12 protein-coding genes are annotated in these 13,680 nt (G+C 66.8%); 9 read left to right on the top strand and 3 right to left on the bottom strand.

The features are described from left to right. Nucleotides 1–44: 44 nt before the first annotated feature. The 3 genes from AB0333_RS14240 to AB0333_RS14230 all read left to right on the top strand — a co-directional run bounded on the left by AB0333_RS14240 (nt 45) and on the right by AB0333_RS14230 (nt 2,380). Nucleotides 45–842 (top strand): IclR family transcriptional regulator, encoded by a 798-nt coding sequence (locus AB0333_RS14240; protein ID WP_366219347.1) that lies wholly within the window; start codon nt 45–47, stop codon nt 840–842. A gap of 75 nt (nt 843–917) precedes the next feature. Beyond that, nucleotides 918–2,206, top strand: a protein-coding gene (locus AB0333_RS14235) for an IS3 family transposase (protein WP_366219346.1) whose coding sequence is annotated in 2 segments (ribosomal slippage) — nt 918–1,191 and nt 1,191–2,206 — 1,290 coding nt in all. Because the reading frame shifts where the segments join, the coding sequence is not laid out codon by codon here. 66 nt (nt 2,207–2,272) lie between these two features. Further along, the gene (locus AB0333_RS14230) at nt 2,273–2,380 is read left to right on the top strand and encodes a DUF4282 domain-containing protein (RefSeq protein ID WP_245952067.1); all 108 of its coding nucleotides are present in this window, start codon (nt 2,273–2,275) and stop codon (nt 2,378–2,380) included. Between the two features lie 73 nt (nt 2,381–2,453). On the opposite strand, the gene AB0333_RS14225 is transcribed toward AB0333_RS14230, so the two are convergent. Further along, nucleotides 2,454–2,705: a TM2 domain-containing protein gene (locus AB0333_RS14225; RefSeq protein ID WP_366219344.1), complete on the bottom strand. Its 252-nt coding sequence runs from the start codon at nt 2,703–2,705 to the stop codon at nt 2,454–2,456. 24 nt (nt 2,706–2,729) lie between these two features. After that, nucleotides 2,730–4,451: a ubiquinone-dependent pyruvate dehydrogenase gene (gene poxB / locus AB0333_RS14220; protein ID WP_366219343.1), complete on the bottom strand. Its 1,722-nt coding sequence runs from the start codon at nt 4,449–4,451 to the stop codon at nt 2,730–2,732. Nucleotides 4,452–4,581: 130 nt separating this feature from the next. Here poxB and AB0333_RS14215 point away from each other — a divergent pair, with 130 nt between their 5' ends. Beyond that, entirely contained in the window at nt 4,582–6,174 is a 1,593-nt protein-coding gene (locus tag AB0333_RS14215) for an NAD(P)/FAD-dependent oxidoreductase (protein ID WP_366219342.1), read from the top strand. Here AB0333_RS14215 and AB0333_RS14210 read toward each other — a convergent pair. Next, nucleotides 6,137–6,568, bottom strand: a complete 432-nt coding sequence (locus tag AB0333_RS14210; protein ID WP_366219341.1) for a cupin domain-containing protein — start codon at nt 6,566–6,568, stop codon at nt 6,137–6,139. The two genes, AB0333_RS14215 and AB0333_RS14210, sit on opposite strands and share 38 nt — an antisense overlap. Before the next feature lie 559 nt (nt 6,569–7,127). On the opposite strand from AB0333_RS14210, the gene nrdH reads away from it, so the two are divergent. From nrdH to AB0333_RS14185, 5 genes are all read left to right on the top strand, one after another. After that, entirely contained in the window at nt 7,128–7,373 is a 246-nt protein-coding gene (gene nrdH / locus AB0333_RS14205) for a glutaredoxin-like protein NrdH (RefSeq protein ID WP_188806757.1), read from the top strand. Between the two features lie 16 nt (nt 7,374–7,389). Beyond that, nucleotides 7,390–7,860 (top strand): class Ib ribonucleoside-diphosphate reductase assembly flavoprotein NrdI, encoded by a 471-nt coding sequence (nrdI, locus tag AB0333_RS14200; RefSeq protein ID WP_366219340.1) that lies wholly within the window; start codon nt 7,390–7,392, stop codon nt 7,858–7,860. Beyond that, on the top strand, nt 7,857–10,025 hold the full coding sequence (nrdE, locus tag AB0333_RS14195; protein ID WP_366219339.1) for a class 1b ribonucleoside-diphosphate reductase subunit alpha: 2,169 nt from the start codon (nt 7,857–7,859) through the stop codon (nt 10,023–10,025). The genes nrdI and nrdE overlap by 4 nt, the downstream gene beginning before the upstream one ends. Nucleotides 10,026–10,157: 132 nt before the next feature. Beyond that, on the top strand, nt 10,158–11,132 hold the full coding sequence (gene nrdF, locus AB0333_RS14190) for a class 1b ribonucleoside-diphosphate reductase subunit beta (protein WP_366219414.1): 975 nt from the start codon (nt 10,158–10,160) through the stop codon (nt 11,130–11,132). 265 nt (nt 11,133–11,397) lie between these two features. After that, a partial coding sequence (locus AB0333_RS14185; RefSeq protein WP_366219338.1) for an N-acetylmuramoyl-L-alanine amidase occupies nt 11,398–13,680 on the top strand: 2,283 nt, incomplete at its 3' end.

The raw sequence follows: 13,680 nt of genomic DNA, 5'->3' as shown, positions 1-13,680 counted from the left end.
CTACTGTGAACCTCCGCACACGAACGGTGCCAGAATGATCTACTGTGCAGAAAACGTCGTCCCTGCGGCAGCCGCCGAGGTATCCCGTCGAGTCTGTGGACCACGCCCTGACCCTGATGGAGATGGTGCGTGACTACGGCCGGATACGTATCAGTGTTGCCGCCCGGCTATTGGGAGTCTCCGTCTCCACGGCACACCGCCTCATGGCGATGCTCGTCTACCGCGGGTACGCCGTCCAGGATGCCTCCCGGCGCTACATCCCGGGCCCGGCACTGGGCCTGCCGCCGGTGGGGGTTCCCTGGACGGCTGAGCTGCGTCACCGAAGCTACCCGCACCTGGAGATGCTGGCCGGTCGGCTGCGGGAGACGGCCAACCTGATGGTGCGTGCGGGGACCGAAGTGCGTTTCCTGGCCTCCGTGGAGGGAGGCAAATCTGTTCGAGTGGGTGACCGCCAGGGCGTGGCCCTGCCGGCCGCCGCGGCCTCGGGTGGGAAGGCCCTGCTCGCGTCGATGGACTCGGCGGCGGTCGAACAGCTGTACCGCCAGCAGGCCGAGCTGGTCGGCAGCCCCTTCGACGCGAAATCCCACACGCGGCTCGCCGCCGAGCTGGCAATGATCCGGATCCGCGGCTTCGCCGTCAACGACCAGGGCACCGAGGAGGGCGTCGGGGCAGTCGGCGTGGCCGTCCGGGACAGTTCGGGCGCAGCGGTGGCCGGGATGACCGTCTCCGTGCCCCGGGACCGGTTGCGTAGTGCGCTCGACGCCGGCCTGGTCGCCGAGCTGATGCGCTCACGGATTGAGCTGGAGGCCGACCTGCACGGCTTCGTCGCCGCCACCTGGTGACGGGCGCAGGCTAACGCTGGGTGAACCGCCCCAGGTTTGATGCCGCTGCTGTTTGAGTCCGGAAGGATGGACAGCATGCCGAAGAAGATCGATGCCCAGCTGCGCGCGAGGTGCGTGCGCTTGGTGCGTGAGCACCAGCAGGAGTACCCCACTCAGACCGCCGCGGTCACCGCGGTCGCCCGCCAGGAGGGCGTCTCGCGTGAGTCCGTGCGGCGCTGGCTCGCGCAGGCCGAGGTCGACGACGGAACCCGACCTGGTGTCACCAGTGAGGAGTCTGCCGAGGTCAAGCGGCTCAAGGCCGAGAACCGGCGGTTGCGGGAGGATAACGAGATCCTGCGCCGGGCCTCGATTTTCTTCGCGGGGGAGCTCGACCCCCGCAACCGTTGATCATCGCGTTCATCGACGAGATGAGAGCCGAGGGCCACGCAGTCGAGTCGATCCTCCGGGTCCTGCGCCAGCAGGGCCTGCAGATCGCTGCACGGACCTACCGGGCCTGGAAGAACCCCGCCCGTATCGCCGACCGCACCGTCACCGACGCCCTGGTCGAAGACAAGATCCGTGAGCTCGCCTGGGAGTTCAACGAGGTCACCGGTTGTCGTCAGATGACCCCGGAGGGACTCTATGGGCGACGCAAGATGCTCGCCCTGATCCGACGCCAACCGGGCTTCGTAGGTGCTTCTCGGGGTGCGGTCGACCGGGCCATGCGCACCCTTGGCCTCGAGGGCATCGTCCGGGCGAAGAAGCTGCGCACCACCATCCCCGGAGCAGATGGAAAGCGTGCTGGTGACATGCTCAATCGTGACTTCACGGCCCCGGCGCCGAACCTGGTGTGGGTCACCGACTTCACCTACGTGCGGACCTGGGCGGGGTTCGTCTACGTCGCGTTCGTCCTGGACGTGTTCGCCCAGCGGATCGTGGGCTGGCACGCATCGACCAGCATGCGCGTGGACCTGGTCATGACCCCGCTGGGGATCGCGCTGTGGCAACGCGACCGGGAAGGACACCCCGTCTCACCGGGGGATTTGATCCATCACAGCGACGCCGGATCGCAATACACCGCGATCCGATACACCGAGCACCTCGACCTCGAGGGCATCGCCCCGTCGATCGGAACCGTGGGCGATGCATACGATAACGCCCTCATGGAGACGGTCAACGGCTTGTACAAGACCGAGTGCATCCGCACCACGGTCTTCCATTCCGGCCCGTTCAGGACCCTCTCGGACGTCGAGTTTGCAACGGCCGGCTGGGTCGACTGGTACAACAACAGGCGCCTCCACGGCACCCTGGGAATGATCACCCCAGTAGAGTTCGAGACGCTCCACTACGAGGCCCTCACCCGAGAGCCCGAACCCGCAAAGTAGCGGCAGAGAACCCGGGACGGTTCAGGGTGCCGCCGGCGACTCCCCGGTTTCATCATGCTGGTGCTGATGCGGGTCACCATCGAGTTCTACATCGCCATGGTGCGGACCTCGCAGAACACGGCCGCCACGGTGGCCGAGCTGCAGTCATTGCGTCAGGACAACCAGCGCCGCTGATCTTCGGGATCGGGGAGCCGGCGCACCACCCGGTACTTCACCGTTCGGTACTCACCGGGATGGCCGGAGCTGCCTAGTTGAGTCCGCCGTCGGCCCGCCGGACGAGTCCGGGCAGGCGCACCAGGTCGAGTAGGCACAGCAGGAGCACCAACCCGCCGAACACGAACCCGATGCCCCACGGAGCACTGGCGAGGCCGGCCACGGTCAGTATCGGGTACACCACCCCGAGAGCACGATGCCCCAGGTAGAACCGGTGCGCCCCCACCAACCCGAGTGTCACACACAGGACGTAGGTGAGCAGGAGGTTCTTCGGCGTGCGGTCCACGCGGCAACCCTAGCCGGGACGGGACTAGAACAACCGCCGCAGATTGGTCTTCGCCAGGTCGAACAGCTCGTCGCCGCGGCCCGAGAGGACGGTGCGGAGGGAGTACAGCGCGAAACCCTTGGCCTGCTCGAACTGGATGGCCGGCGGAATGGTGAGTTCCTGCGGGTCGGTCACCACGTCCACGAGAGCCGGGCCGTCGTGCGCGAAGGCCTCCGTGAGGGCCGCATCCACGTCACCTGAGTCCTCCACCCGGATGCCCTTGATGCCCATCGCCCGGGCCACGGCGGCGAAGTCGGGGTTCTCCAGGCTCGTGGCGAAGGGCAGCTGCCCGGCGGCCTTCATCTCAAGCTCGACGAAATTCAGGGATGAGTTGTTGAACACCACCACCTTCGCCGGCAGCTTCATCTGCACCAGCGTGAGCAGGTCACCCAGCAGCATGGTCAACCCGCCGTCGCCGGAGAGCGTGACGGTCTGCCGGGCGCGGTCCTGGGCCAGCACCCCGATCGCCTGCGGGACCGCGTTCGCCATGGAGCCGTGCGAGAACGAGCCGAGCAGCCGGCGTCGTCCGTTCATCTCGAGGTAGCGGGCGGCGTAGACCACGGGGGAGCCGACGTCGGGGATGAACACGGCGTCCTCGGCCGCCAGCGCGCTGATCCGCCGTGCCAGGTACTGCGGGTGGACCGCTGCGCCCTTCCGTGCCGGGGTGGCGAGGTCGTCCAGCTTCGCGCGCGTCTTGGCGTAGTGCTTCCGCGCGTCCGCGAGGTGCTTGTCCTTCTTCTGCTCCAGCAGCGGGACCAACGCGGCCGCCGTCTCCCGCACCCCACCCACCAGGGCCACGTCCACGGGGTGCCGGCGCCCGATCTGCTCGCCACGGATGTCGACCTGGATCACTTGGGCATCGTCCGGATAGAACTGCGGGTAGGGGAAGTCCGTGCCCAGCATGAGGATGGCGTCCGCCTCGCACATGGCCTTGTACCCGCTGGCGAAGCCGAGCAGGCCTGTCATGCCGACGTCATAGGGGCTGTCGTACTCCAGGTGTTCCTTGCCGCGCATCGCGTGTACGATCGGCGAGGCCAGCCGCTCGGCCAGCTGCATCACCTCGGCGTGGGCTCCCGTGGTCCCCGCACCGCCCAGGATGGTGACGCTCCGTGCCGCGTTGAGGACGTCGGCGGCCTCCTGCAACTGGTCCGGCAGGGGCACGACGGCGGAGCGGGCCTTCCGCACGAGGGTGCGGCGATCATCGTGGGCGGCCGCCGAGGCGACATCACCGGGGATCACCAGGACGGCCACGCCGCGTTGCTCGATGGCGGTGCGCAGGGCGATCTCCAGCAGTCGGGGCATCTGCTTCGGATCGGCCACGTACTCCACATAGACGGAGCACTCCCGGAACAGCTCCTGCGGGTGCGTCTCCTGGAAGTAGGTGGTGCCGATCTCCTCCGTGGGGATGTGGGCGGCGAGCGCGAGCATCGGGACGCGGCTGCGCTGGGCATCGTAGAGACCATTGATCAGGTGCAGGTTCCCGGGGCCGCAACTGCCCGCACAGACCGTCACGTCCCCGGTCATCTCCGCCTCCGCCCCGGCGGCGAAGGCGGCGGTCTCCTCGTGGCGCACGTGCACCCACTCGATCTCGGGGTGGGTCCGGAGGGACTCTGTGATGGCATTGAGCGAATCGCCGGGCAGGCCGTAGATGCGCTTGACGCCATGGATGGACAGGGTCTGAATGAGGTTCTCGGCAACGGTGACCATGCGCTCAGCGTAGGGGCGGGGGTGCGTCCGGGGGGAGGGTGTCCGGTCGCTGAGCCCGGGCCCGCGCCTGCGGCCCACGCCGGGGGCCCGTCCCTCGCCACCCGGGGTGCGCTGATGGAAGGGTGGTCCCATGACTTCCCCCTCCACCCCAGCGTCTACCCCGGTTCCGACGTCGATCCCCGCCCCGATCCCCGCCCCGATCCCCACGCGCGACCCGCTGTCCGCTGCCACGTCCCTTGCCGCGCCCCGGACGGTCGACGCCGTCGTGATCGGGCTCGGGCCCGGCGGGGAGGACGTCGCCGCACGGTTGGCGCGCGGAGGCTGGTCGGTGCTGGCGGTGGACGAGCACCTGGTGGGCGGGGAGTGCCCGTACTACGGCTGTATCCCGTCCAAGATGATGCTGCACGAGTCCCGGCGGGCGGACGCCTCGTGGGCGAGGGTGGCGCAGCGCATCCGGGAGGAGGCCACCGACCAGTGGGATGACCGGGTGGCCGTGGAGCGGCTGCTCGGCACCGGCGCCGACTTCGTCCACGGGCGGGCCGAGATCGAGGGCGGCCCCGCCGCGGCCCCGGTTTCAGAGGGCACCAGGGTCACCGTCACCCCGAACGACGGCGGCGCGGCGCAGACCTGGACGGCCCGCCGTGCGGTGGTCCTGAACACCGGCTCGGAATCGGTGCGGATCCCGGTGCGCGGTCTGCCGGAGGCCGTGACCTGGACCCACCGGGACGTGGTGACGGCCGAGACGCTCCCGGACTCCCTCGCCATCGTGGGCGGTGGTCCCGTGGGGTGTGAGCTGGCGCAGGCGTTGGCTGGATTCGGGGTCCGTGTCAGCCTGCTGGTGCGCGGGGACCGGCTGCTCTCAGGCGAGACCCCGGAGGCCGGCGAGCTCGTGGCGGAGCGGTTCCGGGCCGAAGGGATCGACGTCCGCACGGGGACGGAGATCAGGGACGTGCAGGCCGGTGAGGCCTCCCGCTATGAGACGTCCCATGGCATCCCGGCCTCGGCGGGCCCCGTGGACCTGGAGCTGACCACGGGGGACCGGATCACCGTGGACCGGGTGCTGCTGGCCACCGGCCGGGCCCCGCGGGACCCCGTCGAAGTGGATGACTGGAGCCGCGTCCTGGACGGCGCGGCCACGGAGGGCGGGCAGCCCGTGCGGGGCCGGTACGCCATCGGGGACATGACCGGGGCGGGCCCGTTCACCCACACGTCCATGGCTCAGGCGGCAGTGGTGGCGGATCAGCTCCTGGCCGGAGCGTCCCCGCATCCCCTCCCCCGCCAGGCCGTACCCCGGGTGACGTACACGGATCCGGAAGTGGCCGCCGTCGGGCTCTCGGAGGGTCAGGCCCGGAAGGCCGCGGAGCAGCAGGGCCGCGACGCCTCGGAGGTCCACGTGGCGAGAGTGGACCTGGGGGCCTCGAGCCGGGGCTGGATCGACGAGGTCCGAGGGCACCTCACCCTGGTGGCTCGGGCGGAAGGGACGGCGGAAGAGAAGGGGACCGGGGCGCGTGGGGGAGTGCTCGTCGGCGCGGCGGTGGTGGGCCCCCATGCCGGGGAGATCCTCGGGGCGCTCACGGTGGCCGTCCATGCCCGGGTGCCGCTGGCCGAGCTGGTCCGGATCCCGTGGGCCTATCCCACCCTGCACCGGTCCATCGGGGACGCCATCGCACAGTTCGGCAGTGAGGTCATCGGCGCAGCGTCGGCAGCAGGCCCGGCTTCCTGACGTGGACCGTGTGGTAGATCAGGCCGGAACCGCCCGCGGTGAAGCGGCGCATCGAACGCCGGGGCATCCACAGGAGGTCTCCGGGCCGTAGGGCCAGGTCTCCGTCTTCGGTCCCGAGCGTGCCGGAGCCGCCGAGGACATGGATCATCACGTCGTTGTCCGGACCCGGGTGCGCGTCGATTCCGTCACCGGCCGGCAGCGAGATGATGTTCGAGTCGAGCTCCCGGACCGGCTCCTCGAGTTTCCAGATCGCGCCCGCGGGGCCGGTGGTGTCTGGGGTGTCTGGGGTGTTTGGGCTGCCGGGGGTGCCTGGGGTGTCTGTGGTGGTCGCTGTCACCCGAGCGGCGAGGTCCTGGGTGTTGACCAGGCGGCGGGGTATCTCTGGTGTGGGCATGGGGAGTCCGTTCTGTGGTGCCTCCGGTGGTTCCACGAGGCTAACCCTGTCCTGTCGTTGAGGCCGGAGGCCTGCACGAGGTCGGACGCCGGAGGCCGGCACGGTGCCGACACGCCGCTGCCATGAACGGGACACGCCGCCGTGCGTGACCGAAAGAATCTGTGCACAACACCGGGCCTCTTCGTCCACACCCTGTGGACGTTCTCCGGCCCGCCACCGTCGATCGGCGTGTTTCCGGCGTTCCGGGCGGGTGCGTTCATGAGGAGTTCATCCACACCACCTGTGGACGAGCTGGGGGAAACTAATCTCAACCATGTAAGACAGGATCTTGTGGTTGTTCCATACGGTCACCACTAGATGTAGTATTGATGTCAGCAGTTCGGACCGCGCAGGTTTTCACGCCGGAGAGTCCGGGCGGACCCGGAATCTACGGTATCGGGACCTGTTGAACAGGTCCTAGACGGATTTCGCGGCCATGACGCAAGAACACAGACCACAGAGCAGAAACGCCCGCCGGTCCGGCAATCCGGACGCGGTAACCGAGGACAGGGGAATGACCATGACCGTCACCGTTTACTCCAAGCCGGCTTGCGTGCAGTGCAATGCCACCTACCGCGCCCTGGACAAGAAGGGTATCGCCTACGAGACCGTGGACATGTCCCAGGACGCCGAGGCGCTGGAGCGCGTCCGGTCGTTGGGCTACATGCAGGCCCCGGTCGTCATCTCGGGTGCCGAGCACTGGTCCGGCTTCCGTCCGGACAAGATCGAGGAGCTGGCCACCGCCGCTGCCGCCTCGGTGGCCTGAGGTTCCCGAGGTCACCATGACGAGCGTGGTCAGCGAGAGCAGACCGACAGGTGTTGTGGGGTCCCAGACCCCACAACAGACGGCTGCACGCCTGATCTACTTCTCCTCCGCCTCCGGCTACACCCACCGCTTCGTTTCCAAGCTGGAGCTGCCGGACGGTGAAGCGGCGCGGTTGCCGATCATCACCAAGGAGCCGACCCTCCTGGCCATGGAACCCTTCGTTCTCATCCTGCCGACCTATGGCGGGGGAGACGGCAACGGAGCCGTGCCGAAGCAGGTCATCAAATTCCTCAACGTCAAGGCGAACCGGGAACTGATCCGGGGCGTCATTGCCGCAGGGAATACCAACTTCTACGAGGCCTACTGCCTCGCCGGGGACATCGTGGCGCGCAAGTGCGAGGTGACCCTGATGTACAGATTCGAACTCATGGGCACGCCGGAGGACGTCACGGCCGTGCGCGAAGGATTGGAAAGGTTTTGGGGATGACTATCACCGAGCAGGACATGATCAGGTCGGCCAAGGAGCTGCCGGCGGCATGGCAGAACCTGGGCTACCACGAGCTGAACGCCATGCTGAACCTCTACAGTGCGGACGGCAAGATCCAGTTCGAGGCGGACCACGCCGCAGCCCGTCAGTACTTCCTGCAGCATGTCAACAACAACACCGTCTTCTTCCACGACCTGAACGAGAAGCTGACCTACCTCGTGGAGCACGACTACTACGAGGCCGAGACGCTGGAGCAGTACTCCGCGGAGTTCCGGACGAGTCTCTGGGACCGCGCCTACGGGCTGAAGTTCCGTTTCCCCACCTTCCTGGGTGCCTTCAAGTTCTACACGTCCTACGCGCTGAAGACTTTCGACGGCAAGCGCTACCTGGAGCGCTATGAGGACCGCGTCTGCATGGTGGCCCTGCACCTGGCCCAGGGCGATGAGCAGCTCGCCATCGACCTGGTGGAGGAGATGGTGGGCGGACGCTTCCAGCCCGCCACCCCGACCTTCCTCAACGCCGGCAAGGCCCAGCGCGGCGAGCTCGTCTCCTGCTTCCTGCTGCGTATCGAGGACAACATGGAGTCCATCGCGCGCAGCATCAACTCCTCCCTGCAGCTGTCCAAGCGCGGCGGCGGCGTGGCGCTGTCCCTCACCAACATCCGTGAGCACGGCGCCCCGATCAAGCAGATCGAGAACCAGTCCTCCGGCGTCATCCCGGTGATGAAGCTCCTCGAAGACTCCTTCTCCTATGCGAACCAGCTCGGTGCCCGCCAGGGCGCCGGCGCCGTGTACCTGCACGCCCACCACCCGGACATCTACCGGTTCCTGGACACCAAGCGGGAGAACGCGGACGAGAAGGTCCGCATCAAGACCCTGTCCCTGGGCGTCGTCATCCCGGACATCACGTTCGAGCTGGCCAAGAAGAACGAGGACATGTACCTCTTCAGCCCGTACGACGTGCAGCGCGTCTACGGCAAGCCGTTCACCGAGATCTCGGTGTCGGAGAAGTACTACGAGATGGTCGACGACGCGCGGATCAAGAAGACCAAGATCAACGCCCGCGAGTTCTTCCAGACCCTCGCCGAGATCCAGTTCGAGTCCGGCTACCCGTACATCGTGTTCGAGGACACGGTGAACCAGGCCAACCCGATCAAGGGCCGGATCACCATGTCCAACCTGTGCTCCGAGATCCTCCAGGTATCCGAGGCCTCGGAGTTCAACGAGGACCTGACCTACGCCTCCGTGGGCAAGGACATCTCCTGCAACCTCGGGTCCATGAACATCGCCAAGACCATGGACTCGCCGGACTTCGGCAAGTCCATCGAGACGGCCATCCGGGCGCTCACCGCGGTGTCCACCATGTCTGAGATCAACTCGGTGCCGTCCATCGTCCAGGGCAACAACTCCTCGCACGCCATCGGCCTGGGCCAGATGAACCTGCACGGCTACCTGGCCCGCGAGCGGGTGCACTACGGCTCCGAAGAGGGCATCGACTTCACGAACATCTACTTCTACACGGTGCTGTTCCACGCTCTGCGGTCCTCCAACCGCCTCGCGATGGAGACCGGGTCGACGTTCGGCGGCTTCGAGGACTCCACGTACGCCTCCGGGACGTTCTTCGACAAGTACACCGAACAGGTCTGGGAGCCGGCCACCCCGCGGGTCGCCGAGCTGTTCTCCGGTGCCAACGTGTCCATCCCCACCCAGGCCGACTGGCGCGAGCTGAAGGCCTCCGTCATGGAGCACGGCATCTTCAACCAGAACCTGCAGGCCGTGCCTCCGACCGGTTCGATCTCCTACATCAACAACTCGACCTCCTCGATCCACCCGGTCGCCTCGAAGATCGAGATCCGCAAGGAAGGCAAGCTGGGCCGCGTCTACTACCCGGCTCCCTACCTGACGAACGAGAACCTCGAGTACTACGACGATGCGTACGAGATCGGCTACGAGAAGGTCATCGACACCTACGCAGCCGCCACCCAGCACGTGGACCAGGGCCTGTCCCTGACCCTGTTCTTCAAGGACACGGCCACCACCCGTGACCTGAACAAGGCCCAGATCTACGCCTGGCGCAAGGGCATCAAGACCATCTACTACATCCGGTTGCGCCAGCTCGCGCTGGAAGGCACCGAGGTCGAGGGCTGCGTCTCCTGCATGCTCTGACCCGTCAGGCTTCCGGGCCCGACGCCGGCCACTAGCCTTGGTCGGGCGGGTCGCCTTCCCGGCGGCCCGCCCGACTGAACCACGAACCACCCACAGCACTGCACCCTTGAAGTGAGGACGACACCTGAGATGATGGCCGACGCTGTCAAGACCCTCGAGACCGTCGAGGCAATCAACTGGAACCGTATCCAGGATGACAAGGACGTGGAGGTCTGGAACCGCCTGACGTCCAACTTCTGGCTTCCGGAGAAGGTGCCGCTGTCCAATGACATCCAGTCCTGGGCCACGCTGTCCGAGGACGAGAAGACCCTCACCATGCGGGTCTTCGCCGGGCTGACCTTGCTGGACACCATCCAGGGCACAGTGGGCGCCGTCTCCCTCATTGCGGACTCGCTGACCACCCACGAGGAGGCCGTCTACACGAACATCGCGTTCATGGAGTCGGTGCACGCCAAGAGCTACTCCTCGATCTTCTCCACGCTCTCCAACACCAAGGAGATCGACGACGCGTTCCGTTGGTCCCAGGAGAACGCCAACCTGCAGAAGAAGGCCCGGATCATCCTGGACTACTACCATGGTGACGATCCGCTGAAGAAGAAGGTGGCCTCCACCATTCTGGAGTCCTTCCTCTTCTACTCGGGCTTCTACCTGCCCATGTACTGGTCCTCCCGCGCCAAGCTGACCAACACTGCGGACCTGATCCGTCTGATCATCCGCGACGAGGCCGTGCACGGGTACTACATCGGCTACAAGTACCAGCGCGGGTTGGAGAACGAGTCGGCGGAGCGCCAGCAGGAGCTCAAGGACTACACCTTCGAGCTCATGTTCGAACTGTACGAGAACGAGGTCCAGTACACCCATGATCTCTACGACTCGGTCGGCCTGGCCGAGGACGTGAAGAAGTTCCTGAACTACAACGCCAACAAGGCCCTGATGAACCTCGGCTATGAGGGGATGTTCCCGTCCGCCGTCACCGACGTGAATCCGGCCATCCTCTCAGCGCTGTCCCCGAATGCGGATGAGAACCATGACTTCTTCTCCGGCTCCGGCTCCTCCTACGTGATCGGCAAGGCCGAAACCACGGAAGACGATGACTGGGATTTCTAAGATCGACGGAGAGCTCTGACAGCCGTCCGCCGACGACGCGCATAGGGACACCGGGTCCACCCTCGAGGGCGACCCGGTGTCCCTTTGTCTTGTCTTGGCTTGGCCTGTCATCAGCGCCAACCGCAGAGTGAACTCTGTGTTAAAGCTGAGACCAAAGGGACAAAAGTGATTACAAGTCAATAAACGCTTGATAACCTATCTGTGGCGTGGAGGGGAAACCCACGTCCACGTCCATCGCTCTGCACCACTTGAGGGAAAAACTGATATGTCCCGGACGCTCCACCCTGTCCTGAAGGCCGGCGCCGCCACTGCCCTGGCCCTCACGCTCACCGCCACCACCGTCCTTCCGGCCACGGCCATGCCCGTGGTGCCGGACACCGCTGCTGCTCCGGCGGTGACCACCGCCACCAGCGAGAGTGCCGTTGACCCGGCCGTCGAGTCAGGTGAGGTGGCCTCCGAGGTCAAGGGCGACGAGGAGCAGTCCATCGCCCTCGGCGGCATCGACCCCGAGGCGCTCCCCGAGGTGGCGGATACCCCTGAGTCGACACCGGCTCCTGACGCCACGGAAGCCCCTGACACACCAGGTCTTGAGAGCACCGAGACGCCTGACGGCACCCAGACGCCTGACAGCACGCCGGCTCCCTCGGTCACGGACACCCCTGACCTCGCCGAACCGTCGGCAACCTCGGCACCAGAGGCCAGCGAAGCCGCGGCCGCTGAGTCCGAGGCCGCCGAGCCCGAGGTCTCGCTGATGTCCTCGACGCTCTCGGCCCTGTCGACGCCCGTGTCCGGCACCCCGTCACAGGCGACGGGCAGCGAGTCCCAGCCCTCCGACGTCGTGATCCGGGACCTTCGGGCCAAGGCTGACGGCAACGCCGCCGCCACTGACACCGCCGCCGACGCTCCAGTCGCCCCCGAGGCAGAGGAACTGACCGACACCGTCTTCAACGGCGCCATCTCGTCCACGCAGGAGGTCGAGGTCGAGCGGATCGCAACCCTGACCCAGCCGGTGGAGACCATGGACTTCATCGTCGCGGGCGTGACGTGGGACATCGCAGAGGTGGACCAGGTCACTGACGTGTCCCTGCGCGTACGTGAAGCGGGGGAGTGGACCGACTGGAACAGCATGGAGATCCACGACGGCGATGAGGCGCCCCATGCGGACCGCGTGGGCACCGAGCCGTTGATCTCCAGCGGTGGCGATGCCATCCAGGTCCGGGTGACCACGGCGGACGGCGAGGTTCCGGCCGGCCTGGAGCTGGAACTGATCGACCCGGGCACGGCCGAGACCGACGGCAAGCTGGAGGCCGCATCCTCCGCCTCAGAGGATCTGGCGGAGATCGAGCAGCAGGCCGGCCTGGCCAGCCAGGAATCGGCGCAGTCCGCCCAGGGCTCCGCCGCTGAGCCGGCCGCCTCTCTGGGCGCGGGCCAGGCCACGACCTTCGCCCCGGCCATCCACGAACAGCAGGGACTGATCACGGGGACAGCGCAGGCCACCGCCACAGCCAACACGAACGCCTCGGCCGATGCGATCAAGCCGAAGATCATCACCCGCGCGCAGTGGGGAGCCGATGAGAGCAAGGTCAAGGACTGGGGGACCCCGTCGACGGACCTCCAGGCGATGTACGTGCACCACACGGCAGGATCGAACAACTACACCGAGTCCGGTGCTTACGCCCAGATCCGCGGCATCTACAGTTACCATGCCCGCAGCCTGGCGTGGGGTGACATCGGCTACCAATTCCTGGTGGACAAGTACGGCAACATCTTCCAGGGTCGCCGCGGATCGATTGAGAAGCCCGTCCAAGGCGCTCAGGCCGGTGGGTTCAACTCGGACACCATCGGCATCTCCGCCATGGGCAACTACGACGTCGCCTCGGCCCCGGCACCCATGGTGCGGGCCATCGAGAAGGTGCTCGCCTGGCAGGCCTACCGGTATGACGTGGACCCGACGGCCAATGTCACGTTGACCCAGCGGGGCAAGGGCACCGCCCGGTGGAGTGACGGCACCAGGGTGACCGTCCCCACGATCCTGGGGCACAAGGTCACCAACTCCACGGCCTGCCCGGGCCGGTATCTGGACGCCCAATTGCCGACCATCCGCAAGAACGTGGACCGCCTGGTGGCCGCCGCGAAGAGTCAATACGGCGAGCCGCAATTGCCGGGGTTTGTGACGCCGTTGACCAAGGTGTGGGAGAACGGCCGGTTGACGGTGACGTGGCGGGCCGGGGCGAATGTGGATCGGTACCGGATCATGCGGCGGGTGGCGCCTGCGGGGACCACGAATTACGGGCCGTGGAAGCAGACGGCCACCTACGGTGGGCAGAACACTCGGGGCCGGTTCGATGTGGCCGAGGGCACTACCACCCAGTGGGGTCTGCGGACGGAGAACGCCCACGGGCTGACCGGCACCAAGACCATCGCGACCTGGACCCGGAAGGAGAACCGGGCACCGGGGTTTGTGACGCCGTTGACCAAGGTGTGGGAGAACGGCCGGTTGACGGTGACGTGGCGGGCCGGGGCGAATGTGGATCGGTACCGGATCATG

The organism is Citricoccus sp. NPDC079358 (genome assembly GCF_040702545.1).
Lineage (GTDB): Bacteria > Actinomycetota > Actinomycetes > Actinomycetales > Micrococcaceae > Citricoccus.
This window is presented reverse-complemented; position numbering and strand designations above follow the sequence as displayed.

Coding starts and splice junctions, on each gene's coding strand:
- nrdE (WP_366219339.1), top strand. CDS start 7,857: ATGACTATCACCGAGCAGGACATGATCAGGTCGGCCAAGGAGCTGCCG.
- AB0333_RS14230 (WP_245952067.1), top strand. CDS start 2,273: ATGCGGGTCACCATCGAGTTCTACATCGCCATGGTGCGGACCTCGCAG.
- nrdI (WP_366219340.1), top strand. CDS start 7,390: ATGACGAGCGTGGTCAGCGAGAGCAGACCGACAGGTGTTGTGGGGTCC.
- AB0333_RS14210 (WP_366219341.1), bottom strand. CDS start 6,568: ATGCCCACACCAGAGATACCCCGCCGCCTGGTCAACACCCAGGACCTC.
- poxB (WP_366219343.1), bottom strand. CDS start 4,451: ATGGTCACCGTTGCCGAGAACCTCATTCAGACCCTGTCCATCCATGGC.
- AB0333_RS14215 (WP_366219342.1), top strand. CDS start 4,582: ATGACTTCCCCCTCCACCCCAGCGTCTACCCCGGTTCCGACGTCGATC.
- nrdH (WP_188806757.1), top strand. CDS start 7,128: ATGACCGTCACCGTTTACTCCAAGCCGGCTTGCGTGCAGTGCAATGCC.
- nrdF (WP_366219414.1), top strand. CDS start 10,158: ATGGCCGACGCTGTCAAGACCCTCGAGACCGTCGAGGCAATCAACTGG.